The following is a 24,501-nucleotide window of genomic DNA, read 5'->3' on the forward strand; positions in this document are numbered from 1 at the left end:
AATATGTTATAGTCAGTTCAACAGATTATTAGAGGAAAATAAGGGATACGTGAGCGGACTGGGATGCATGGTATCCACGAGAATGGAGGAATCATAATGGGCTGTGACATACATCTCTTTGCAGAAGGGTATACCGCCGATGTTCGTGGCAAAACGCTCTGGAACAGGGAGACCGGTAACCGGCGTTGGAAGAACATCGAACACTGGTATCGGGACGATGTGTGGGCGGATTTAAGGATTCAGGGCGATGGAGGCTTCAGCCGTCGTGATTTGATCGATGGGCACCGCGATTATGGGTTGTTTTATCTGCTGGCCGGAGTCCGGGGAGAAGAGGAGGAAAGCTCCTGGCCTCCGATTGCGAAGCCGCGAGGCCTGCCGGAGCAGATGGACGACCTGGTTTTTCGGTATGAGACAGACGAGATGGAGATCGGAAGCATTGACTGCCACGATCTCTCCTGGCTGACGCTGCGAGAACTGAAGGAAAGCGGCTACGGAGGACGGATGCCGTTAAAAGGCTGGGTCCGGGAAGAGGACTACGAGAAAATGCTGGAGTTTGATGCGGCCGGAAAACCTTACCAGCTGGCGTTCATTGATGAAAAGAGCAAGGAGACACCGGAGACCGGGCTGGTCTGCCGGGAATGGCTGGGGTACTTAAATCTGAACCTGACCATGCTGATCAGCCGGCTGGAAGCGCTGAAAGAGGAGTGGAGAATCAAAAGTGATGATGAGGTACGCATCGTGTTCTGGTTTGACAATTAGAGAAAGGCGGTGAGACCGGTTATGCCGGCATACTTTAGTGTGGTTTTTCAGTTTCGGAGAAAAGAGCTGTATCCCGGTTTTGTATCAGATTTTTACCGGGATCTGGGGCAGGTAGGATTTGCATTTCAGAGCGGATGCTATGAGGCGGAAAACATGAGTTTTGAAGAACTTGTTCGCTATAATCAGGCACACCTGGACGATAATTTTGAGTTGGGATACGAGGAGGATGGCAGGAATGATTATAAGCAGGTCTATTTCAGCCATTCGGAATATGAGGAGGTCCGGGGCTTTTGGATGAATTTCCGCGGAATCCGGGAAATCCGTTTTTGTCTCCTTATTCCGGAGTGGGAGATGATGGAGTGCGAAACGATGGAGTGCGAAACGCTCTGGTATTTTAAAATGAAAAAACTCGCTCCGGTACAGCACATGGCAGTATCGATGTGGTCCCGGGGTAGTGTGGCCGCAATTCAGACGGAACTGGAGCTGGATGACGGAGCCGTGAGAATGAGCGCACTCCAGGGCGGCGCAGAACCGTCAGTCAGACCATTTGCAGTGATTCCGGCCGCATGCGGCGGATCTGCATACGTAAATCAGTACACGGTTCGGAATCTGGAGGCAAACGGCCTTCTGCTGACCGATGAAATGATGACAGAAGGGAACTGCAGTTTATAAAGGGACAGGCAAATTTTATAATAGTTTTATAAATGCGGTCTTCATTCTGTGTTATAATATTTTTGTATAAAATGGAATACTATAAGCAGAGGAGAGACGCACGTTGTGAAACTAAAATTAAGAACACGTCTGGCGGTCGCTTTTGTGATCATAACCGTGGTGCCGCTGGCGCTGATTTACGCGGTTGTGGCGGGACTCAGCAATTATCAGATGAAATCGTTCCGCAAGGCGTATAATTTAACAGAGCAGGTAAATCTCTTTTCCGGCAATTCCCTTCAGATTTTTAACCGGATGACGCAGGTTGAACAGAAAGAAATCGAGAAGATTTTAGACAGCAGCCCGGAGAAGTTTAGTGATATGGAATATATGCAGAAGCTGAATGAAAAGCTGTCGAATAAATATGCATATATGATTGTACGAAAAGACGACCAGATCGTATTTGACGGAAACAGTCATGTGACCCAGGAGCTCCTCGATCAGCTGCCCAAGTATGAAGACGTGGACAGCAGCATCGACGGAGCCATCTATCTGGATGGGGATACGCAGCATCTGGTCAAGCAGATGGATTTCCTTTACCCGGATGAGGGAAAGGGCAGTGTGTTCATTGTATCCAATGTAGACGGACTTCTTCCGGAGATCAAGGCCATGATGGCGGAGATGCTTCTGGCGGTAATTCTGATCATCGTGTTTACGGACGCGATCCTGATGATGTGGGTCTACAGTTCTGTGGTACACCCGCTGGGGCGGCTCCAGGAGGCCACGAAGAAGATCAGGGACGGCAATCTGGATTTTGCACTGGAAGTGGAGAATGACGACGAGATCGGCCAGCTGTGCCAGGATTTCGAAGAGATGCGCATGAGGCTGAAGGAGAACGCGGAAGAGAAGATCCAGTATGACAAGGAAAATAAAGAGTTAATCAGCAATATTTCCCACGATTTGAAGACTCCGATCACGGCCATCAAGGGTTACGTGGAAGGAATCATGGACGGAGTGGCGTCCTCACCGGAGAAGCTAGACCGGTATATACGGACCATCTATAATAAGGCGAATGACATGGATAAGCTGATCGATGAGCTGACGTTCTACTCGAAGATCGATACGAACAAGATCCCATATACATTTTCCAAGATCAATGTGGCAAGCTACTTCAGGGACTGTGTCGATGAGGTGGGGCTGGAGATGGAAGCGAGAAATATCGAACTGGGATATTTCAACTATGTGGACGAGGACGTGATGGTCATCGCCGACGCGGAGCAGATGAGACGCGTCATCAACAATATTGTCAGCAATTCAGTGAAGTATATTGACAAGAAGAGCGGAATTATTAATATCCGCATCAAGGATGTGGGAGATTTTATCCAGATTGAGATTGAGGATAATGGAAAAGGCATTGCTGCCAAAGATCTGCCCAACATCTTCGACCGGTTCTACCGGACAGACTCTTCCAGGAACTCCTCTCAGGGTGGAAGCGGTATCGGGCTTTCTATCGTAAAGAAGATTATCGAGGACCACGGCGGAAGGATATGGGCGACCAGCAAGGAAGGGATAGGCACGGAGATACACTTTGTGCTAAGAAAATATCAGGAGGTTATTGCAGAATGAGCAGGATACTGATTATTGAAGACGAAGAGAGCATTGCAGAGCTCGAGAAGGATTATCTGGAACTGAGCGGCTTTGAGGTGGAGATTGAGAATGATGGAGAAGCCGGACTTACGAAGGCTCTTCATGAAGACTTCGATCTGCTGATTCTGGATCTGATGCTTCCGGGCGTGGATGGATTCGAGATCTGCCGCAAGGTCCGGGAAGTGAAGAACACCCCGATTATTATGGTATCTGCGAAAAAAGAGGATATCGATAAGATCCGCGGCCTGGGACTGGGCGCCGACGATTACATCACGAAGCCATTCAGCCCAAGTGAGATGGTAGCCCGTGTCAAGGCTCATCTGGCCAGATACGAAAGACTGATCGGAAGCGGAACTCCGGATAATGAGATTGTCGAGATCCGCGGCCTGAAGATTGACAAGACCGCGAGACGCGTGTGGGTCAACGGAGAGGAAAAGAGTTTTACGACAAAGGAATTTGATTTGCTGACCTTCCTGGCACAGAATCCGAACCACGTGTTTACCAAGGAAGAGCTGTTCAGCAAAATCTGGGACATGGAATCCATCGGAGATATCGCCACAGTCACGGTTCATATCAAGAAGATCCGCGAAAAGATCGAGTTTAATACGGCGAAGCCGCAGTATATCGAGACGATCTGGGGCGTGGGGTACCGGTTTAAGGTATAAAATGAAATAGAGATACCCTATAGTCCCTTTGTTTATAAGGAAAAATCACACTCTTGCTTTTGAAAAACATTCATCATACTACCAAAAAAACTACCAAAATATTTTGGACTGTGTTATATTGGTAGAAGCTGATAGGAACACAGGGAAAGGTCAGAAGATGAGGAAAGAAGAAGTAAGAGAGACAGGAATTGCAGGCATTAAACAGCGTATTAAGGACGGGAAGTACATTGTCTCACTGGATTTAGGGCGGGAAATCATTACAGACCCAAAGACAGGCAAGCGCAAGGAGAAGCAGAAAAAGACTACAAAGGTAGTAAACACGTTAAAAGAGGCAAAAGCAATTTTAGGCGAGAATAATGCGGCTAAAAGGCACAAGAAACTTACGGGAGCAACTGGAAAGGTCTACATCGAGAATGTAATCAAAGATTACAAAGAGAAGTATTATGATAGCGACAAGCATTGGAGCGATTCATATAAGCAACAAAAAAACTCCCAACACACCCACTTCATCAATTATTTTGGCAACATGGATTTAAAGCGAGTGGACACGGCTGAAATTGAGAATTACTTTTTGTATTGCCAAAATGATTTGGATTTGTGTACCAATACCATACAGAAGCACAAATGTCATTTAATTGACCTCTGGAAGTTTATGAAAAAGAATTTTTCAAAGTATGGTATTAACGAAAATGTGGTTTTAGATGCGGACTATGGAAATATCATAAAATACGAAGCTACTCCCTTGACGCTGGAACAGATAAATATACTTTTAAATCAATGTTTACTGGAAGATGATAGAAGTACCCTTTTGATGGTTGGACTTCCGGTTTTGGCAGGAATGAGACGTTCAGAGTTGTGCGGCTTGAGACATTCCAAGGTCGATTTTGAAAACAAAAAGATTTTGGTGGACGTAGCCAGAGTGCAGATAAACACCGGATTCATAGAAAAGCTGCCAAAAGGGGATAAAACACGGACAACTTGTATTTGTGAGGTACTTGAAAAATTTATGCAGTTGGCATTGGAACAACAGTTGGAATGGTCTCAAGGAAAGACACTTGAATGTGGTGAATATGTGTATCTGACAAAGACCAATATTGTATCTGACTATTTACCGCACCCGGGAAAAGTAAGCCGAAGATTTAAGGAATTACAGAAGAGAATCAATAAACGATTAGAAAAGGCAGGGCAAGAGCCATTACCTGTTATCCGATTGCATGATTTGAGACACAGCTTTATAAGTGTTCTGCTGAATAGCGGTCAAGTGAACCCATTTCAAGTTTATGGCTGTGCAGGTCATGTGATAGAGGACAATACAAGTACCAAGACTTACTGGCACGATCAAGGAGACAGGCAGGAAATTATTGACTTTTGGAACAAGAGTTTAACTGTGGATTTTGATATTTTAAAATAAAAGAATGTTTAAAGCCGAAGTGAGATGCTTCGGCTTTTCCAATGCCAAAAGGGTGCAAAAAAATCCGATTGACTATAATAAGATATACTCTCATATTCATATTATCATAAATCTTATTAACTGTAGCAATAGTAAAATTCTTTGACATTTGGGCGATATCGCTTCATACTTTTAATATATATTAAAAAAGGAGACAAGATGATGGGTGTTTATTCAGAACTATATATTGATTTTATAGAAAATTATCCTCAGCTAATTGAAGGGACAGAGAAATTTGACTTTATGTTTGATATGTTTATTGCGCTAAAAACGACAGACGGTGTCAAGCCAAATCCGCTCATAGCTGAATTTTTTAAAGATGTCTTTTGTGAATTACATGGTGGTGACATTCTTTGGGCGATGGCGTCCGCTGGAGGCTATAGCTATAATTTTTCTTTTTCAACACTTGATGAAGCGTTGAAAGGCTTTACAGCTTTACTCAATTATGATGTGAATTTATACTATTCACCGGCGATATTTAAAGGTTGGCGTAAAGACAAAAATGTCAGCCGCATCAATGTCATCTATATAGATATTGATGATGTGGAGGGTGTTGATTTTTCAGAGATGGACGAAAAAGGTATCAAGGACTATCTTTACTGCACTTACCATCTAACCTCTGCTATGTTTCCGAACTGGCTGGTTTCGAGTGGGCATGGGCTACACCTATACTACATTGTAAACACATTGGACTTGAAAAATGAAGCTGATTCAAAGTTGCGGGCATTATACACAGACTATCTTATTACCCATTTCCGAGCCGATATAGCTTGCCGAAATAAATCAAGGGTTTTGCGTTTCCCATTGAGCCGTAACGTCAAAAACATGGAAGCAATCAAAACCACTCGGTTGTTCCATTTGAACCCGTCAACAGATATAGATATAAAACGTCTGGATTGCTTTCGACACCCTCAATCAGAAATAGACGCATATATAAAGGCGTGTAATCTTATACGGGCAGAAAAGCGCAAGCAGACCATGATTAAAAACGGCACATGGAAAACGAAAGCTATAAAAATCAAAGTAGCAGATAAAAGGTCAACACCAATACCCATACAGACCACAGCGAAAACGGTTTCTGCTATAAATAAATCTAAAATAGATATACAACCAGATTCAGCCACATCTAAAACGGGAGTACATCCGGAATTGAAGATTAACACTTTTCCTATGCCTACAAAATCAAGATATAAACGGATATTACGAGATTTGCATAACTATGCCGCCAGAAGAAAAGGGTGTCCCAAAGGACATCGAGCAATATACACCCATATAACGGCGATTTTTTTAAAGAGGATTTTAGTGCCGGAAGAAGCCGCCGTTGAACGTGTCAAACAATATATAGATCGCGATTTTTTCGATGAAGCAGAGGAGATTGTAAGAAACGCATATGCTTCTAAGACCCAATATATGTATACAAATGCTCGAATTGCCGCCCTTCTTGACTTTCAAGAATATGACATAAAAAATTCATTTTCCGCATACACAGTCGAACAAAAACAAGCGGCGCGGGTAAAAAGTGTCAAGTCTTATGATGCAAAGCGTTATGCGGAAAACCGTGCTAACATACAAGAAAAAAGGCAACAACGATATGAGTATGTAAAATCCCACATGGATTTCACCGCCGCATCATTGGCGGAGGAGTTAGGTTGCTCAATCAGAACTATAAAATCAGTAAAGGCGGTTATCCGTCAGCAGGAAAAAGGCTAGTTGGGGATTTCCATCTAGCCTTTTCTAATGTCAACGTTTGGAATCAAAATATTTTAAAAGGCTATATATAAGTTCTTTTTCTTCTTCACTGTAGTTATCCAGACACACGGATTCATTGGGAACAGTGCCGATTAGGTAATCTACAGATGCGTGAAATATTTGAGAAAGTTCTAAGAGGTTTTGGACAGAGGGAACAGAAATACCCATTTCCCAAGCATTTACACTTGAACGGGTAACATTCAACTTCTGTGCAAGTTCGGTTTGAGACATGCCGCATCGTATCCGTAATTCGTTAATTCTTTTGTTTGTGATAATTATCATAGTTGAACACCTCCACATGACAAGCATATCAAACACAAGTATAAATATACTTATCAGTAATGATTATTTGTAATTGACAAATATTTTCTAAATGGTATAATATTGGCATGGCGGAATTGTGTGACAAATTCCGTATAAAAAAGTTAAAGGAGTGCGAAAATGTTAGGAGTAGACGAGTTCCGAAGTTCAACACAAGCAACAGAATGTCAGAAAAAAGTTGAAAGGAGATTAAACAAGATTAAGCAATGCTTTGTTCCGGCGATTATATTGACAGTGTTATCTGTACTATTAATGAAATTCAGTACCGCAGATAACAAACTTCTAGAAACATTGTCGATGGTAGTCGTAGTTGTCAATATAATTCTGCTAACTTATGCTGAAGCGTGGTTTTATGTCGGAAAACTGTTAGTGTTGCCTTTTAGGAAATTAGGGACAATTATTGGATTCCTTGTCTTTATTTTTTACTTTGCACCTTGCGTTATGGCTGTCATATGTGCACCAATCGTTCCGCTGCTTTATGAAAAATACCTTTGCGGAATAACGATGGAATGTTGTAAAGACATTATATAAATCTAAAGGAGTTATTTAACATGAAGGACCTTATTATTGCAATATTTATAGGTTTATGCGGTATCATAACATCCCTCTTTTATTTGATATTTGCCCAAAATGATACGCTAAAAATACTTGCAGAAAGCCATCAAGAGTAAGCGTCAAATAAGATGGTGGATAGAAAAATAACCACTAACCCTCTATACTAAAAGGGCAGTGGTTATCGGCAACGTTCCTGTACCATGGGATCCCATGGCAGATAGTCATCCAGATATTCCGGATTTTCGAGAAATCTACTCCCCGGCATATCTGCCAGGATATACTTGATGTATTTCATTGCATCCAGGCCGTTGGCTTTGGCTGTTTCTACCAGGGTGTAGATTCCCGCACTTGCGGCAGCACCCTTCGGACTTCCGGCAAACAGCCAGTTCTTCCGGCCGATCACAAAGGGGCGGATACAGTTCTCCGCAAGGGAATTGCTGATGGAGCAGTTTCCATCCCCAAGATAGTTGAAGAACTCCTGCCGGTTGTTCAGGGCATACTGCAAAGCGGTATGGAGCTTCGACTTTGGCAATTCCCCGGCAGAGCTTATCTCTGCCCACGACCAGAAAGCCTCGAGAAGCGGCTTCTCGCGGTCAAGTCGTTCTTTTTTCTTTTGTTCCGGGGGAAGGCCGTCCAGTTCCTTTTCTATCTCAAACAGTTTATTCAGACGAATGACTGCTTCCGCAGGTTTTGAGGCTTCCGGGCCATGGATGTCTTTTGGCAGCGCGTCCACAAAAGCGCGGCGCAGATGTGTGTAACACAGACATCTCGTAACCCCTTTCACCCCATTATACCCGGAATAAGCATCCGTATGGATATATCCGGTATAGCCTTTTAAAAATGTTTCCGGATATTTCCCACCCCTCCCCGGCTGGTACTCAAAATACCGGACCGGCCGTTTGCTGTCCCTGGTGCTGCAGTACACCCACATATAGGAATCCGAAGTGTTCTTCCTCCCTGGTTCCTTCAGCACCTGCACGTGGGTCTCGTCGATATGCAGATATCCCTGCTTTAGAAGTTCCCGTCTGAGATGGGAGACCACATGGGAAAGCCAGTCCCGGCAGACGGCCAGGAGCCAGTTTGACATCGTTGCCCTGCTTAAAGACAGCCCCATGGCTTCCCATTCCTTTTCCTGACGGTATAAGGGGATGCCCAGTTCAAACTTCTGATGGACAAGCCATGCGATCGTGGAAGCAGATGCAAGGGAGTGCATGACCGGAGGATGGGGCACCGGGGATTTCTCCATATAAGGCGTCCCGTTTTTGCGGCATGCCCTGCATTCATAGGTTTCCCGGTAATGGTCAACCACTTTGAGGCTGGCAGGGATGAACTGTACCTCGGTACGCACAAACTCCTCACCAACTTTTACCATGGTACCTCCGCATCTCTCACAGATCTGTTCACTTTCATCGATCGTGTGGAGCACTTTGCTGCGGGGAATGTCTTTTATCAGTTTTTCCCGCTGGCCGGCATATTTCCTTTTACGCAGATGTTTTTCGACCTCCACCAGATCCGGCTCATGGGCATCCGGCTCAGCACAGGATTCCATTTCATTAAAAAGAGACATCTGTCCCTCTATTTCAAGGGCAGACGTCTTCTCTGATTTTATTCCATAAAGTTTACGGGTAAGGAAATCAACCTGCTCCCTAAGGAGCCGGACCTGCTGTTCCAGTTCTTTGATCTGCTTTTGGTACTCCTGCTCTGTATCCTGCATGGGCTGAAAACCTTCCTGTTCTGATAAATTCATTATACCATAAAACAGCAGGATTTTCCAGCATTTACAAGGAATTCCCGGGGTTTTCAGGCTTCGGGGGAACCCAGCTGCGGACCGCTTTTGGCTGCTCCGGGTTCAGGCCCTCCAGCAGCCAGCGGAGCTGCTGGTGGGAGATCTGTCTGGCTTCTTCGCCCGTCCGCGGCCATTGGAGGCGGCCGTTTTCGTAGCGCTTATAGAACAGGCAGAAGCCGTCCCCTTCATAATGGACTGCCTTGATCCGGTCCGCCCGTTTCCCGCAGAAAAGGAACAGGGAATTGCTGTAAGGGTCAAGCTGAAAGCTGTACTGGATGATATCCACCAGACCGTCCAGCTGTTTTCTCATATCTGTGTACCCGGTGCGCAGATAGATCTTTTCCACCCGGGAGAGGTCACCTAACATGATCTCACCGCTTTCAGAATGGTCTCCAGCAACTCGCGGGGCGTATCTTCAAAGAGGTCAACAGTCACCGTACCGGCACGGAGTACTGCTGCAGGAGCGGCACAGGGATCCTGCCTGCCGTGAAGGGATACCTCCGTAAATTCCGGAGCCGCATCCGGAATCAACGCAGTCTGCTCCATGACCGGCCTGCATCCATGACTCTTTCGGGGCAGTTCTTCAAGCGCCAGTTTCCGGATCTTTGCGATCCAGTAGTAATAGCTTTTTAGGGAGATATGATGTTGTTCGCACCATGCCTGGTTTGTTAGACCGGAGGCTCTGCATTGCCGGATCACGTCCAGCCAGTACTGAAGTTTTACCTGTTTATCCGGAGTTAAAGCGGAAATGTCCATTGGTATTCTCCTTTATCTGGATTTAGAGTTTTGGGAGGGAACTCTAAAAACTCTAACCCCAAGTTTACAAGAGAACGCCAAATATTTCACTACACGTTCTTATTTGACGCTTACCATCAAGAACTCGAAAACTGGCTTAAACACCCTAATGACTAAAGCGTGGCTGGGGATTTGCATTTTATAGTTTAAAAAGGAGAAAGAACAATGAGAAGAAAGTTTTTAACGGTAGTATTCACAGCAATGATAGTATTTACAATGAGTATGACAGCACTGGCAGGACAGTGGACGAGTGATGGTAATGACTGGCGCTATGACAAAACTGGCACTGGAAATTTTGCGACGAGTGAATGGTTATGGATTGATGGAAATAATGACGGGATATCCGAATGTTATTGCTTTGATGGAACTTCTTTTATGTATGCAAGCACCACAACACCAGATGGCTATACCGTAGATGAAAATGGTGCATGGACAGTTGATGGTGTGGTGCAGACAAAAAATGCAGAAGCGCAGGCTACAGAAACACAATTCACTGAACAGATTAGTTCCGAAGTTCCAGATGTAGCCGGAACTTATGCGGGTAGTGGAATAATCTGTATCATTGCAAATGAAGGTAATAATAAATTTTGGGTAGAATGCGACCTTGGGAAAGACTATTTGCCGAGTTATGCCGGAAATGGTGTCTTTGCCAGTCCATATATGCGATATAGTTTCAGCGGTAATACACTCATTATTGAAGATTTATACGGTGGCGATACATATCAGCTTGTGAAGCGGTAGGATAGTTGCTAAAAAATGCGTCCAGTATTGGGCGCATTTTTTGTGTCTATCGTTCATCATCTGTTTGGACGTAATACAATTCTTCGACTTTATTTCTCATTCGTTCAAATGCCGCTGTATCATAATCAAATACATTTTTCCTTATGTATTCGTCAAATGTTATTGGAATTTCTTGATTTTGTACCTCTTCAAAATATTCCAATCGTTTGTGTGCATAATATAAGGCTTGTAAAAGTTCTTTGATTTCCGATTGGAAATTTTCCCATACGCCTAAATCCATGTAAACAGTAGATTTTTTACGAAAACGTGATTGCTTGATTTCCAATATGGGAGTAACGATATCTCCTTCGCAGAACCAACTATTGTATATGCGCTCCCGTTCATCTGATAGAACTTTTTGCACTAATATTTCTAATTTATCATCATCTATTATCATTTTTAATCTCCTTTGCTGTTATCGGTTATGCTCTCTGGTGTATGAAATCTTTTGGTGTGGAGGTTCTTCGCCAATGGCAATTTTTAAGGCTTGATTTATATGCCCAAGTATATTTGGATTTTTTTGTAAAGCAGTTGTAAGACCCTGCACGGATTGTTTTTCAAGTGTATTCAATGTCGATATTTCCGCTTGCTTTGCTTTGATTTCTTTATTTAAAATGTTGGCTTTGTGCTTGCTCTGATCTTTATGCTCTTTGCTGGAGCCGATTTCTCCACGCTCTAAACCGTAGTGGCTGGCAACTTCCTTATAAAATTTGTCTTGAAGTTTACGGTATGACTGCCGTCCGCCACGTTCAAACCAAAATTCAGTTCGATTGATTGATGGTGGTTCATCAACATAATCATAAATAATCTTCCCGTGGCTATCCCTTGCCCTTATGGCGTTTCCATTTGCATCACGGACGCATTTCCCGTCTTTATCTTTCTCGTAGACGCTCTTTCGCTTTTGTTTTCCAGTAATAATTGGAATAAAATCAACGTGCATATGTGGAGTGCTTTCGTCAAAATGAATTGTGGCTGAAATTATATTTTCTTTTCCGATATAACGATGGCAAAAGCGAAGGCTATCATTAAAATATTTTTTAATTCCGGTTGGAATGTCTCGGTTAGTCCAATTTTTAGCGGCATTTTTATCCCAACCTAGGTCTTTGAAAAATTCTGGACTGGCAGTTATCACCATCTGCTCCATAACATTTTGATTCTTCTTTACTGGAAGTTTGATTTCTAGTTGTTCAAGACGGCTTTTCCATGCTTGATATAGCGACTTGTTTTTCATTCCGTTGTTTAGATTGAGATGGCTTCTGCTCTCATCAATATCGCTGTTTTTATGAGTATATTTTTGGCGGTGTTCTTCCCAACCAATGTAGTTAATCGCTCCCGCTTTATAGGTTGCGACCCTTAGTATTTGACATACCATAGTGTTATCCCTCCATATCCTTAATATTGCTACAACGAGTTACATTACTAAGTATGTTAGAAGCATCTGCTAAGTTGTAGCAATAACTCACTACGGCTACAAGTAGCCTGCGTTCGGCGTGACTGGGGTGGTATTTATTGCACTGCACAACGGTGGTTGTTCTTTTCATTTTGATGTATCGAAGAATGATTTTGCCAAATACCAAAAAAAGTAGTCAAGGCGGAACAGATAAAACCGTTCCACCTCTTTCTATTCTGGTCGCTCTTGTTTATGTCAATGCTAAAATGAACGCCTGCGGCGGCATTGACAACACCCACATTTACGGGTAGAATAGAGATAGATTTTGTTAGTCAGTACGCTTAACACGTAGGCGCATAAAAATGCGTTGAAGGTCATTGGTCATGGCTAAGTGTTCCATGTACTGTACTTCCTTCCCGAAAAAAACGACTAGAAAGGTTAGACGTGGGAGCAAAATCAGAAGCCACCTACAATGTTCAGAATGAATGGAGAAGTAAGCTGTTTTTAACACCTCAAGATTTAATGCTCATAACTGATAGTAGTGAAAGCCTTATATATAAATATTTGGAAAATCCACCATTTCGGACGGAGCGTATCGGAGGAAAAAAAATAGTGATTTTTGCCAATTCATTTTGGAAGTGGTATGATGGCGAATAATCGGGAAAGGGTGAGGAAACACCTTTTCCCATCTAAAGAGTGGTATGATTTTGTGTCTTTTCCTCTTGGTAGTATCGGACTCCCATACTACCGCATATACTACCGAAAGTTACACGGCTAGAAAAATATAAAAGGGAAAGAAAAGGTAAGATGTGGAAAATTCCTAGAGATAACAAGGTGAAAAAGGGTGTAAAATGTTAAAAGCGGTTAGACATGACATAGCTTATGCGATACCGGTTTAAGGTGTAAGACGGGGCGATGACAATGAAGGAAAAACTATATGAAATACCAATGAATGACGCGATGGATGCGGATGACGAATGTCCATTCTGTTACGTGGAACGGAAAACGGAGCAGGAGTTAATGGACTTTGTCCTGGGTTCCTGTGCCTCGTATATGGAGAGCGATACGAGGGAAGCGACGGACAAGGCGGGATTCTGCCGGGTCCATCAGAAGAAGATGTTTGATTATGGCAATGCACTGGGGAACGGATGGATTTTAAAGACGTATTATAAGAAGCTGATTCAGGAGATGAAGTCCGAGTTTAAGGATTACACCCCTGGAAAGACCTCGGTGATGGACCGGATCACGGGAAAGGCCGGCAAACGGGAAGGCGGAAATCCCATTGAGAAATGGGTGAACGAAAAGGAGCGGACCTGTTATATCTGCGACCGTTTTCATGAGGTCTATGAGCGATATATCGCCACATTTTTTCATCTGTACAAAAAGGACGCGGCCTTCCGGGAAAAGGTTAAGAACGGAAAGGGCGTCTGCCTCCACCATTTTGCCGAGCTGTGCGCAGGGGCGGACCGGTATTTAAACGACGCCGAACGCAGGGACTTTTATCCCATGATCTTTGATGTGATGCAGCGCAACATGGAGCGCCTGTCCGCGGATGTGGACTGGTTTATTGAAAAATACGATTACTTAAACCGTGATGCAGACTGGAAGCAGTCCAAGGATGCCATTCAGCGGGGCATGCAGAAGATCCGCGGCGGATATCCGGCGGATCCGGTTTACCGGATGAAATAGGATATCGGATGTGCCGAACAGGAAATAGAGTATGCCAAATAGAATATAGAATCTGCTAACCGGAATTGGATCTATGTAACGGGGCGTTGTAGAACAGAGGAGTGACTATCTGTTTTACAACGCTCCATTTTTGTGCCTTAAAACAGAAAGGTGCCGTAAAATCACCAAAACCGGTAATTGGGCGATCCCCGATCCTAATAAGGAAGAAAGCCGGCGTCCGGTCAGAACGCCAACGCTGCGTTGAACCTGTCTTTTCTATACGGATCGTAAAAACCGTCGCTGATATCCCAGCCCTCGAATTCCTCCGGAGCGAACAGCAAATGCTCCGTTCTGTGGGACCGGATGGGAAGCTCTCCGATCAGTACACTCTTTTTTGCCACCCGTAACAGTTCCTCTGCAGCCCTCTGAGCGTATTCCTTATCATCAAAATAAAGAAATACACCGTAGCAGATGACCTTGTCAAAGGTCTTGTCTTTAAACGGCAGATTGGCGGCCTCGCCGACCAAAACCGGATTGTGCAGCAGCTCGATGTGGCGTCTGACGAGTGTAGGGGAATAGTCGATGCCCGTATAATCGCAGTCCAGATACTGGGCCAGCGCTCCGGCGCCGCATCCGACCTCCAGTACCTTATCTTCCTTCTGAATATCGAGGCGGCGGCTGATCTCAGCAGCCACCTCTTTCATGTCAACCTGAGTGCGCTCGTATCCGTCGAAGGCCAGAAGATCCTCTATGCCGCCCTCAGCCCTTCCCTTGCGCGTCCAGATCTGCTTCCAGGTTTCTTCTTCTGCGGGTATGATCTGCCCTGCCTCCGTTTGTATGATGGTGTGATCTGTCTCTGATTTCCTGCTGATGTTCTCCAATCCGTTCATGATTTGTCCTCCTTAAGGTGTGCCTTGGAATAAAAAATTTGTTCAAAAATATAATAATATATAAATTATTGAACATCCTAACAGCAAAAAAGCAGTTTGTCAATAGCATTTTACATTAAAATATTTTTACGCCTTTTTCTTTTCCTTCATTATCAGAAAGATACTGATACACATAGCCGCAAGCTGTGAAAACGGTACTGAGAACCATGTTCCGCCGATCCCCGTCATTTGCGGCAAAATGAGCAGCAGCAGGAACAGGATTATTACTTCCCCATAGATCATAATGTAGGCCTGCAGGTCTTTGTCCGTAGCGTAGAAGTAGGCTGTCGTCACCCTGGATATGCTGACAAATAAGTAACCGCTCAGGAATACAGGGAGAATATCGGCGACGCGCGCTGTAATCTGGGGAGAGGCCCCGAACAGCGCGGCCGCCTGTCCTCGAAGGAGAAACAGCACTCCCATACACAGGAGTGAGACCGCGGCGGCAAAGCTATACGCCAGGTTACGGAACTGCTTTGTACGGTCGTGACGGCCCTCACCGTAGGAGAGGCTGATCAGTGGCTGACAGCCGTCACTGACACCCTGAAGCAGGAGGATGATGATGGCGGAAATATAGCTGACCGGCGCATAGCAGGTGACGGCCGCCGCACCGCCTACCAGGGCCGCGCTTTTATTGATCAGGATCAGCGTGATATTAGGTGAAAATGTGAGTCCGAAGGGAGAAAGCCCTACCTTCAGAATCGTTTTGAAGAGAAAGATACCATCCTTTCCAAACCGGAGCAAAGGTTTCTTCTTTTTCGCAATGAAGAATGCCACGCACACCAGAAAGGTTACCGCCTGCCCAATAACCGTCGCAACGGCGGCTCCCATCATACCGAAGGGAAGATGCCATACGAACAGGTAATCGAGAAATATGTTCGTTAAAAAACCTGCGATCATAGCGGCCATGGCCGAAACCGCGCCTCCCATGTTGCGAATGAAGGGGACGAGCCCCGTTCCCAGAACCTGAAAAATGGCTCCAAAAGCAATATAAAGAATGTACTCCTGCGCCAGCTCCCCGATCGTGCCAGACGCTCCCAAAAAGCGGAGGATCACAGGGGCGCTTAACAGCAGAAGCGCAGATAAAAGAATTCCGGAAATGGTTAACATAATAAGAGACATACCGAAATACTGGCGGCCCCTTTTAGGATTTTCCGTGCCGGCGCTGATGGCGTACTGGATCGCGCCGCCCATGCCGATTCCGGTGCCGACGGCCTGTAAAAATGCTGTCAGCGGGTATGCAATATTGACTGCGGCCAGGGCGCTGTCGCCCAGGGCGTTGCCGACGAAAAAACCATCGGCGATGGCATAGACGCCCGACAGCGCAAAGGCCAGCATGGAGGGAATGACGTAGTGGAAAAATTCTTTATGCAGTTTCATTTAGTAACTCTCCTTAAATAGTTTGTTATAGAGCGCGGTGCTCTCTAACAGTGCTCTGGCATTCTCCTGGCCCATCTTTTGCCAGACGGACCTTTCATGGGCCTGAAGATCGGAAGCCGTGGCTTCCATAAATAACCGGCCCGCGTCAGTCAGCAGAATGACCCTGCCCCGCCGGTCTTCCTCCGAAGGCACAAGTGTAATCCAGGCGCGTCCTGCAAAGTTTTTCAGGATGGTGTTGACCGTCTGTTTTGGAAGCTGCCAGTGGGAGCAGATGTCTTTCTGAAAACACGGGCCGTCCGGCTCCATGATGGACAGGATAACCAGGAGTTCATAATAGGACAGACCGTGTTTTTTTGCCCATTCTTCGTACAGGGCGCTGGTTTCCCGCCAGAGTACAGTGTAGTGTTTTAGCTGTTCTGTCAGAATATCGTACATGATTGAGTTGACCTCCGTTTTTATTAAAATAGTCCGATTACGGACTAATAGTAACATGCAGGGAGAAATTTTGTCAAGGAAATATTTTGTGAATTTTTTTGTTTAGATGGCTCTGGTTTTGCTTGCCGGGCAAAGGTAAAACAGGGGATTTTTAGAGGTGAGGGATTTGTGTCTTGCGGTAGTTTCTTCTATGATATATAATGGGGCGGAAGAGGTGCTGTGAAATGGAAGGGATAATTTGAAGAGGAAGAGATAGGACGACAGGGAAGAAATACATAAAGTACTGCGATAATAGAAAGGATAGGGGGTATCGTCAATGCGTGAACTCGAAGTTCAGCTTTCAAAAAAGGATATTCTGCGCATGATGTCGGATATGAGGCTTAAGAAGGACGGGATGAAGGAGTCAAAGATCCAGGCTGTCATGCTTATCATTGCCGGAATATCCCTGATCTACACCGTGGGTGTTGTGCTGATCGGCGGTCATGCCCCATCCATTCTCTGGTGGATAACCGATCTGTGTGCCGGAATCGGGCTGTGGCTTGGCTTTGCCGTGATGATTACGGTTCTTATCAAAACGGTTCAATACTTCAGAATCATAAAAGGTCCGCTTATGCACCGGCAGCTGGTACGGTTTGGAGAACATCGGATTGAGATGTGTACGGAGGAAGGCGTAAGCTGTTATCCTTACGCCTCCATTTTATATGCGGAAAAGACGAAGCATCAGATCATGGTTTATATGAAGCGGATTGGGACGGTAAAGACTCTGCTGACACTTCCGGATTCCGCATTTACCAGCGAAGCCGAAATGGACTTCTGCCTCGCCTTTCTGCAGGAAAAGCAGCAGCAGGAGGCCTTTATGGATCCTCTGGACCAGCAGGCGGAGATCATATGTCCGGAAGAACAGGTATATACCTTTGCATTTATTCAGGAGGAGGCAGAATGGCTGGCTGTGCTGACTGCAGGCAAGTATTATATGATGCGGACGAGGTATGCGCTAAAAATTCCAGAAAGCATGACTGTGATACTGTCGTTGTTTCTGCTTACCGGCGTTGGAATTTTATCATTTATGCGGAACAGAGATCTGGTGGCTGCCGCGGTCTATGGTATTTCTGTTATTCTGTTTATTGGTATGGCATATTGGATGTTCTGCAGCAGAAAATGGATTTACCGCGGCGTAAAACGAGCTTTAAAACACGGAAAAACGGTACCGGACAGGACTGGCCGCCAGGTGATTTCCTTCGACCGGTCGGGAATCAGCCTCTGTACGGATTCGGAACAGTGGAACCTGACTTATCCCACGATTTACAAGGTGGTGGAGAGCAAAAAAGAAGTGTTTATTTTTACGAAAGGTCCGTATTTTTTGAATATTCCGGTTTGGGCATTTCAGACAGAGAGGGAAAAGCTGGAGGTCCTGAACTACTTAAGAGCGCGCGGAATTTGCGTGTTGCAGAAAAATATATAGTTGATATCTCATGGATATAAAGAAAACTCCTTGACATGAAAAAATATTTCTGTTATAGTTTAAACTTGTGAAACGAGAGGATGAAGGTCTGAAACGTATACCTGACACCTCTCGTTTTCTTTGCGAAAAGTGTGTGTGCGGCCGTCGGCAACAGGTGAACCCGGCAGGCCTAGAAAGGACTTATTTATTTATGGAGACATTGAGATTTGATGAATTACAGCTAGACGAAAGAATTCTGCGGGCAGTTGCGGACATGGGATTTGAGGAGGCTTCGCCGATTCAGGCGCAGGCAATTCCGGTACAGATGGAGGGCAGGGACATTATTGGCCAGGCTCAGACAGGAACCGGTAAGACGGCCGCATTTGGTATTCCGCTGTTACAGAAAGTGGATCCGAAATCCAAGAAACTCCAGGCGATCGCCCTGTGTCCCACCAGAGAGCTTGCAATTCAGGTGGCTGACGAAATCCGTAGATTAGCAAAATATATGCACGGTGTCAAGGTTCTTCCGATTTATGGCGGCCAGGACATTGTAAAACAGATTCGTTCCTTAAAGGATGGTACCCAGATTATTATCGGTACACCGGGCCGTGTGATGGATCATATGCGCCGCAAGACGGTGAAATTTGACCATATTCAAACCGTAGTTATGGATGAGGCTGACGAGATGCTGAACATGGGCTTCTTAGAGGATATGGAGACCATTTTAAGCCAGCTTCCGGAGGAGCGCCAGACTGTGATGTTTTCCGCTACCATGCCTCAGGCGATTGCGGACATTGCGCACAAGTTCCAGAAGGAACCGGTGACTGTGAAGGTGGTTAAGAAAGAACTGACTGTTCCGAAGGTAACCCAGTATTATTATGAAGTAAAGCCGAAGACAAAGGTAGAGGTTATGTGCCGTCTGTTAGATATGTACGCACCAAAGCTTTCCGTTGTGTTCTGTAATACGAAGAAGGGTGTGGACGAACTGGTACAGGCACTTCAGGGACGTGGCTATTTCGCGGAAGGTCTGCACGGTGATTTGAAGCAGATTCAGCGTGACCGCGTTATGAACAGTTTCCGCAACGGCAGAACCGATATTCTGGTTGCTACCGATGTGGCGGCTCGCGGAATCGACGTAGATGACGTAGAAGCCGTATTTAACTACGATCTTCCGCAGGATGACGAGTACTACGTACACCGGATCGGCCGTACCGGTCGTGCTGGCCGCGAGGGTATTGCATTCAGCTTTGTGGTAGGAAAAGAAGTTTATAAGCTTCGCGATATTCAGCGTTACTGCAAGACCAAGATCATTCCTCAGGCGATTCCTTCCCTGAATGACGTGACCGGCATTAAAGTCGATAAGATTTTAGAGAATGTGGCGGACACCATCGAAGAATCCGATTTAAGCGAAATGATCAATATTCTTGAAAAGAAGCTTCTGGAAGAAGATTATACTTCCCTGGATCTGGCAGCTGCGCTGTTAAAGATGATGATGGGCGAAGAGAGTGAGGATATTGTTGACACAAGAGAACCACGCTCTCTCGATGATTTAGACAGCTATTACAGCGGAGGAAGCCGTAATGGTAACGGACGCGGAAGAGGCAGAAACAGCGGCGGCCGTGACAGCCGGTATGACAGCGGCCGTGAAGATATGGCCCGTCTGTTCATCAACATCGGAAAGAACCAGAACGTGAAGCCGGGGGACATCCTGGGAGCCATCGCAGGCGAATCAGGCATGCCGGGTAAAATGGTCGGAAGCATTGATATGTATGACAAGTATACATTTGTAGAAGTGCCGAGAGAAAACGCCGATGCAGTGTTAAATGCCATGAAGGATGTAAAGATCAAGGGCAAGAATATTCATATGGAAAAGGCGAACGGCGGCAAGAGCAAATAAGAAGCCGGGCGAATTGGCGGCAGTAGGCCGGTGAAGTCTGGCTGGCGGATAGATAGAGCAGTTGATGAAGAACTGATAATTAGAATTGTAAGAGACGGTTGTGTAAGGGCGTAATGAAATGCGCTCGTATACAGCCGTTTTTGATATGAATCAGTGGTTTGGAGGTCTGATTTGGAGGACTGATCTGGAAGAATGATGATGCTGTGTAATTTCGATATTTGGCAGGGACGGAGATATTTCTTGCGTATTGAAAGGAAAGAGGATAGAATAAAACTTAGCTAAAAGAAATTCATATATGCTGGAATTAAATCGAATCGTATAGAAGAATCGGGGAGAACGATTAATATGGAATGGAAAAAGAATGACAGGATTCAGGTGTCAATAGAGGATATGGGAGATACAGGTGAAGGAATCGGCAAGACCGATGGTTACACCTGGTTTGTGAAGGATGCAGTGATTGGAGACGAGGTGGAAGCCAAGGTAATGAAGACAAAAAAGTCTTATGGCTTTGCCCGCTTAGAGAAGATTATCAATGCGTCGCCAAACCGTGTGACGCCGCGGTGCCCGGTGGCCCGCCAGTGCGGCGGCTGTCAGCTCCAGGCAATGGACTACAAAGAACAGTTAGTTTACAAAGAACGGAAAATCTATAATAATATTACACGAATCGGCGGATTTGATGAGGTTCCGATGCTGCCCATCATGGGAATGGACGAGCCATGGAGATACCGCAATAAGGCACAGTTTCCCTGGGGACTTGATAAGGACGGTAAGATTATAACCGGATTTTATGCAGGCCGTACCCATGCCATCATTGAAAACGGGGATTGCCTGCTGGGGATTGAGGAAAACAGAGAGATACTGAAAATTATCAAAAATCATCTGGAACGCTTCCATATAAGACCATACGATGAGGCATCCCATTCCGGCTTAATCCGCCATACCCTGATTCGAAAGGGGTTTCATACCGGCGAACTGATGGTATGTCAGGTGATCAATGGAAAAAGCCTGCCCCATCAGGATGAACTGACAGAGCAGCTGTTAAAGATACCGGGAATGACGAGTATTTCGATTAACATAAATCGTGATCAGACAAATGTGATACTTGGAAATGAAGTCATCAACCTTTATGGGCCGGGGTATATTACGGATTTGATTGGCGGCGTGAAATACCGCATTTCCCCGCTGTCATTTTACCAGGTAAATCCGGTGCAGACGGAGAAACTCTACTCCACAGCCCTGGAATATGCGGGACTGACCGGCGGAGAAACCGTGTGGGATTTATATTGTGGGATCGGTACCATATCATTATTTCTTGCACAGAAGGCGAAGAAGGTGTATGGCGTGGAGATCGTGCCGCAGGCCATCGATGATGCCCGGGAGAATGCCAGGATTAATGGGATAGAGAACGTGGAGTTCTTCGTCGGAAAAGCGGAGGAGGTACTGCCTCGGGAATATGAGAAGAACCAGGTATATGCCGATGTGATCGTCGTGGACCCGCCGAGAAAAGGCTGTGATGAGGTCTGCCTGGATACGATCGTGAAGATGGGACCGAAGCGGGTGGTCTATGTCAGCTGTGACTCGGCTACGCTCGCGCGGGATATGAAGTATCTGGCGGAGAGAGGGTATGAGGTGGTGAAGGTGAGAGGGTGTGATATGTTTCCGCATTCGGGGCATGTGGAAACAGTTTGCTTGTTGGAACTGAGCATGTTTCCTGTTACCGTGGCGGGGGAAGGAAAATGAATGTTTTAGTTAAAGTGTAGAAAGTAATATAATTCCGATGTATTTGGTTTTGTTTTGATATAATACGGGGATAGTATTTATATAGTTACATTAGATAAAAATAGAAGTCAATTGATGTTTGAATGTGGTTGAAGAAAGTGGTATTAATAATATGAGTAATTACATCAGAAAAACGCCAAGGAAAGAACAGAATTCCGATAAAAATTGGAGTAAAAAAGAAGATGAGTTCTTAATAGAAAACTATCACACTCTTGGTTCTAAAGCTGTAGCTGAATTATTACACCGTGTTCCGGCAGCATGTCGAAATCGAGCATATCACTTAAACATAACCCGGGTTTTAGGCTGGTCTTTGGAGGAAGAGCAGATTCTCGTGCAAAACTACGCGAACAAAGGTGCTGGCTGGGTAGCCAAACAACTGGGGCGCTCCAAAAGCTGTTGCATTGCCCGGGCAGGGAAACTGGGTATAAAGCGGGATTACCATTGGACAAAAACACAAACGGATTATCTGAAGAAATATTATCCTATGGTAGGCGCGGTGGGTGTTGCTTCTTTTTTGAATCGTTCGCCTAACACTTGTCAGGTAAAGGCATCAAGTCTTGGCATTCAGTATGTTGATCAGTTGAAATGGAGTAAGGAAGATGAGCAGTTACTAACGGAGCATTACCCTAGGGAAGGGGTAATCGCAGTGGCAAAACTTATTGGTAAGTCAGAGTCCGCTTGCCGCAGTCATGCAGCTACAATGGGATTGATTTTTGATAATTCATGGACGAAAGAGGAAGAGAATATTATAAAAGAATACTATCCAAGGTTTGGCCCTTCTGGTATTTCAGTACTTTTAAATCGCACCCACAGCGCCTGTGTAAGCCGGGCCAGTAAGCTTGGTATTATCTTTGAAAATACATTAAAATGGACGAAGGAGGAAACAGGCATCCTTCGGCAGTATTATCCGTTAGAAGGAGCTAAAGTGGCTGAGCGTATCAATGGGAGAAGTGCAAGTGCTTGTATGAACTGTGCAGGTCGCCTTGGTATTAGTTATAAGCAAACAGAATCTATGGGGGTTCATGTAATAAAAAAGTTTCTGGACTACAAAGGAATTCGATATCAGCAGGAAGTTGTCTTTGAAAATTGCAAATATAAAAACAAACTGCGGTTTGATTTTGCCATCTTCCTGGCGGAACAGGATTTCCCTGATAAGCCTACGGGATTAATAGAATTTGACGGTCTGCAACATTTTAGACCAGTACATTTCTTTGATTTTCAGGAATATAAGTATGAGTCGGCGCTGCAGAATCTAAGACTGCGAGATGAAATTAAAAATAATTTTTGTCAACAATTTTGCATCCCGTTGTTGCGTATTCGTTATAATCAAGGAGAACAAATTAATGAAATACTATCCGACTTTATTGCTCATGTGGAAACGTATCTTATCTCTTTTAATCCTTTTTTATCAAATGAAGAGTATTATGAAGGAGATGAGGATGCGAGCACCGCGATAGTCCAACACGAAAATGCTAAGAATATATCTAAATTGCAAACCAAAGGTGCATATTACAGTTTTAGATGGACAAAAGATGAGTGTACATTTTTGAGGGATAATTATTCATATAAAGATGCCATGTGGATTGCAAATCGTTTAGGAAGGACTTGTAGTGCATGTGAGAATAAAGCTCGTAAGTTAAAATTGAAACGGAGAAGTCCAAACTGCTATCATCATCGTTGCGCTTGGAGTGTAGTTGAAGATAATTTATTAAAAGTGTATTATGAGGAGAAAGGTGCTCAGTGGGTTGCTGATCAAATTGGGCGTACTGTCAGCGCTTGTCAACATCGTGCCAGTAGAATGCAGGTTAAAAAGAAAAAGCACTTTACACGTTGGACTAAGGAAGAAGACGATATCTTAATAAAATTCCATAAAAAGAAAACACATCAGGATATAGCACAAGTGCTGATGCGCACAAAACAAGCTTGCGATAATCGGGTGAGGATACTTAAAATAAAAAAGAAAATAAGTTAGAAGTTTTGAGAAGGGAATGATAAGATTGAGAGAGCCCTAAAGTCCCCTTACCCAACATCAACCCCATGAAACCCCAGAAAATTCCGCGCCGCCCGAGACAGCGGATACTCCTTATTAACAATAAATGCGCTGGTAATAAACAGATTGTCATCAGAAAAATGTTTCACTGCCAAATCCTTAATATGCTGAAAGTCGGCGGTTGTCAGTGAGGCCAGCGCGACGGTGCCGAAGGATCTGGACCACTCGATGGCGGTCGCGTTGGATGAGGTAATGATAGAGATATTCGGCGCAAGCAGGCGGTGGCCAAAGGAAGATCGGACCAGGTCCAGGCAGTCAAAGGGAACCGCCAGCGGGTAATCTGCCAGTTGAGCGATATCGAGAATATCACCATTTTGCATCAGACGATGATCCGGTTTACAGATAGCGACGATCTCCTCTTTTTCATAGGGGTAGAC

24 protein-coding genes are annotated in these 24,501 nt (G+C 44.9%); 14 read left to right on the plus strand and 10 right to left on the minus strand.

The genetic code is table 11. From position 1 onward, the window contains the following. The first annotated feature begins 96 nt into the window (after positions 1-96). The 6 genes from ACLTD4_RS10400 to ACLTD4_RS10425 all read left to right on the plus strand — a co-directional run bounded on the left by ACLTD4_RS10400 (position 97) and on the right by ACLTD4_RS10425 (position 6,879). Positions 97-759, plus strand: coding sequence for a hypothetical protein (locus ACLTD4_RS10400; protein ID WP_117623548.1), 663 nt, complete (start codon positions 97-99; stop codon positions 757-759). 21 nt (positions 760-780) lie between these two features. Next, positions 781-1,431 (plus strand): hypothetical protein, encoded by a 651-nt coding sequence (locus ACLTD4_RS10405; protein WP_117623549.1) that lies wholly within the window; start codon positions 781-783, stop codon positions 1,429-1,431. A 105-nt stretch (positions 1,432-1,536) separates the two neighbouring features. Beyond that, positions 1,537-3,033, plus strand: a complete 1,497-nt coding sequence (locus ACLTD4_RS10410) for a sensor histidine kinase (protein WP_002605021.1) — start codon at positions 1,537-1,539, stop codon at positions 3,031-3,033. Next, a complete protein-coding gene (locus ACLTD4_RS10415) occupies positions 3,030-3,719 on the plus strand; it encodes a response regulator transcription factor (protein WP_002605020.1) in 690 nt (229 codons plus the stop codon). Before ACLTD4_RS10410 ends, ACLTD4_RS10415 begins: the two co-directional genes overlap by 4 nt. A gap of 157 nt (positions 3,720-3,876) precedes the next feature. Then, complete coding sequence (locus tag ACLTD4_RS10420; RefSeq protein WP_009297860.1) at positions 3,877-5,130, plus strand: tyrosine-type recombinase/integrase; 1,254 nt, start codon at positions 3,877-3,879, stop codon at positions 5,128-5,130. 198 nt (positions 5,131-5,328) lie between these two features. Next, entirely contained in the window at positions 5,329-6,879 is a 1,551-nt protein-coding gene (locus tag ACLTD4_RS10425) for a hypothetical protein (protein WP_147342758.1), read from the plus strand. A gap of 30 nt (positions 6,880-6,909) precedes the next feature. Here the strand turns inward: ACLTD4_RS10425 and ACLTD4_RS10430 are convergent, their stop codons facing one another. Then, positions 6,910-7,200: a helix-turn-helix transcriptional regulator gene (locus ACLTD4_RS10430; protein WP_009297862.1), complete on the minus strand. Its 291-nt coding sequence runs from the start codon at positions 7,198-7,200 to the stop codon at positions 6,910-6,912. A 159-nt stretch (positions 7,201-7,359) separates the two neighbouring features. Here ACLTD4_RS10430 and ACLTD4_RS10435 point away from each other — a divergent pair, with 159 nt between their 5' ends. Continuing rightward, the gene (locus tag ACLTD4_RS10435) at positions 7,360-7,770 is read left to right on the plus strand and encodes a hypothetical protein (protein WP_009297863.1); all 411 of its coding nucleotides are present in this window, start codon (positions 7,360-7,362) and stop codon (positions 7,768-7,770) included. Positions 7,771-7,972: 202 nt separating this feature from the next. Here ACLTD4_RS10435 and tnpC read toward each other — a convergent pair whose 3' ends face one another. From tnpC to tnpA, 3 genes are all read right to left on the minus strand, one after another. After that, entirely contained in the window at positions 7,973-9,508 is a 1,536-nt protein-coding gene (gene tnpC / locus ACLTD4_RS10440; RefSeq protein ID WP_117624477.1) for an IS66 family transposase, read from the minus strand. A gap of 64 nt (positions 9,509-9,572) precedes the next feature. Continuing rightward, on the minus strand, positions 9,573-9,947 hold the full coding sequence (tnpB, locus tag ACLTD4_RS10445; protein ID WP_057571582.1) for an IS66 family insertion sequence element accessory protein TnpB: 375 nt from the start codon (positions 9,945-9,947) through the stop codon (positions 9,573-9,575). Next, a complete protein-coding gene (gene tnpA, locus ACLTD4_RS10450; protein ID WP_057571583.1) occupies positions 9,941-10,336 on the minus strand; it encodes an IS66 family insertion sequence element accessory protein TnpA in 396 nt (131 codons plus the stop codon). The genes tnpB and tnpA overlap by 7 nt, the downstream gene beginning before the upstream one ends. Positions 10,337-10,540: 204 nt before the next feature. Here tnpA and ACLTD4_RS10455 point away from each other — a divergent pair, with 204 nt between their 5' ends. Continuing rightward, complete coding sequence (locus ACLTD4_RS10455) at positions 10,541-11,116, plus strand: hypothetical protein (RefSeq protein WP_009297865.1); 576 nt, start codon at positions 10,541-10,543, stop codon at positions 11,114-11,116. Positions 11,117-11,162: 46 nt separating this feature from the next. Here ACLTD4_RS10455 and ACLTD4_RS10460 read toward each other — a convergent pair whose 3' ends face one another. Both ACLTD4_RS10460 and mobV read right to left on the minus strand, forming a co-directional pair. Further along, a complete protein-coding gene (locus ACLTD4_RS10460; RefSeq protein WP_009297866.1) occupies positions 11,163-11,552 on the minus strand; it encodes a hypothetical protein in 390 nt (129 codons plus the stop codon). 18 nt (positions 11,553-11,570) lie between these two features. Then, positions 11,571-12,527 carry a MobV family relaxase gene (mobV, locus tag ACLTD4_RS10465; protein ID WP_009297867.1) on the minus strand — a complete coding sequence of 319 codons (957 nt, stop codon included), beginning with the start codon at positions 12,525-12,527 and terminating at the stop codon, positions 11,571-11,573. 462 nt (positions 12,528-12,989) lie between these two features. Here mobV and ACLTD4_RS10470 point away from each other — a divergent pair, with 462 nt between their 5' ends. Both ACLTD4_RS10470 and ACLTD4_RS10475 read left to right on the plus strand, forming a co-directional pair. Next, positions 12,990-13,202 carry a hypothetical protein gene (locus tag ACLTD4_RS10470; protein ID WP_147342759.1) on the plus strand — a complete coding sequence of 71 codons (213 nt, stop codon included), beginning with the start codon at positions 12,990-12,992 and terminating at the stop codon, positions 13,200-13,202. 264 nt (positions 13,203-13,466) lie between these two features. After that, positions 13,467-14,234 (plus strand): DUF6062 family protein, encoded by a 768-nt coding sequence (locus ACLTD4_RS10475; RefSeq protein WP_029467140.1) that lies wholly within the window; start codon positions 13,467-13,469, stop codon positions 14,232-14,234. A 221-nt stretch (positions 14,235-14,455) separates the two neighbouring features. Here the strand turns inward: ACLTD4_RS10475 and ACLTD4_RS10480 are convergent, their stop codons facing one another. From ACLTD4_RS10480 to ACLTD4_RS10490, 3 genes are all read right to left on the minus strand, one after another. After that, a complete protein-coding gene (locus ACLTD4_RS10480; RefSeq protein ID WP_172683599.1) occupies positions 14,456-15,103 on the minus strand; it encodes a class I SAM-dependent methyltransferase in 648 nt (215 codons plus the stop codon). A gap of 126 nt (positions 15,104-15,229) precedes the next feature. Next, positions 15,230-16,522, minus strand: coding sequence for an MATE family efflux transporter (locus ACLTD4_RS10485; RefSeq protein WP_412331299.1), 1,293 nt, complete (start codon positions 16,520-16,522; stop codon positions 15,230-15,232). Further along, a complete protein-coding gene (locus tag ACLTD4_RS10490) occupies positions 16,523-16,957 on the minus strand; it encodes a MarR family winged helix-turn-helix transcriptional regulator (RefSeq protein ID WP_117623550.1) in 435 nt (144 codons plus the stop codon). It lies immediately after the preceding gene. 316 nt (positions 16,958-17,273) lie between these two features. Between ACLTD4_RS10490 and ACLTD4_RS10495 the strand changes: the two genes are divergently transcribed. From ACLTD4_RS10495 to ACLTD4_RS10510, 4 genes are all read left to right on the plus strand, one after another. After that, positions 17,274-18,419 (plus strand): YcxB family protein, encoded by a 1,146-nt coding sequence (locus ACLTD4_RS10495; protein WP_117623551.1) that lies wholly within the window; start codon positions 17,274-17,276, stop codon positions 18,417-18,419. A gap of 190 nt (positions 18,420-18,609) precedes the next feature. Next, complete coding sequence (locus ACLTD4_RS10500) at positions 18,610-20,295, plus strand: DEAD/DEAH box helicase (RefSeq protein WP_055653193.1); 1,686 nt, start codon at positions 18,610-18,612, stop codon at positions 20,293-20,295. A gap of 345 nt (positions 20,296-20,640) precedes the next feature. Next, complete coding sequence (gene rlmD, locus ACLTD4_RS10505) at positions 20,641-22,035, plus strand: 23S rRNA (uracil(1939)-C(5))-methyltransferase RlmD (protein WP_117623552.1); 1,395 nt, start codon at positions 20,641-20,643, stop codon at positions 22,033-22,035. A gap of 118 nt (positions 22,036-22,153) precedes the next feature. After that, complete coding sequence (locus ACLTD4_RS10510; RefSeq protein WP_147335873.1) at positions 22,154-24,046, plus strand: hypothetical protein; 1,893 nt, start codon at positions 22,154-22,156, stop codon at positions 24,044-24,046. Between the two features lie 47 nt (positions 24,047-24,093). On the opposite strand, the gene ACLTD4_RS10515 is transcribed toward ACLTD4_RS10510, so the two are convergent. Then, positions 24,094-24,501: LysR family transcriptional regulator substrate-binding protein (locus ACLTD4_RS10515; RefSeq protein WP_412331300.1), on the minus strand; the 408-nt coding region annotated here is incomplete at its 5' end.

Source organism: Hungatella sp., from assembly GCF_046966825.1.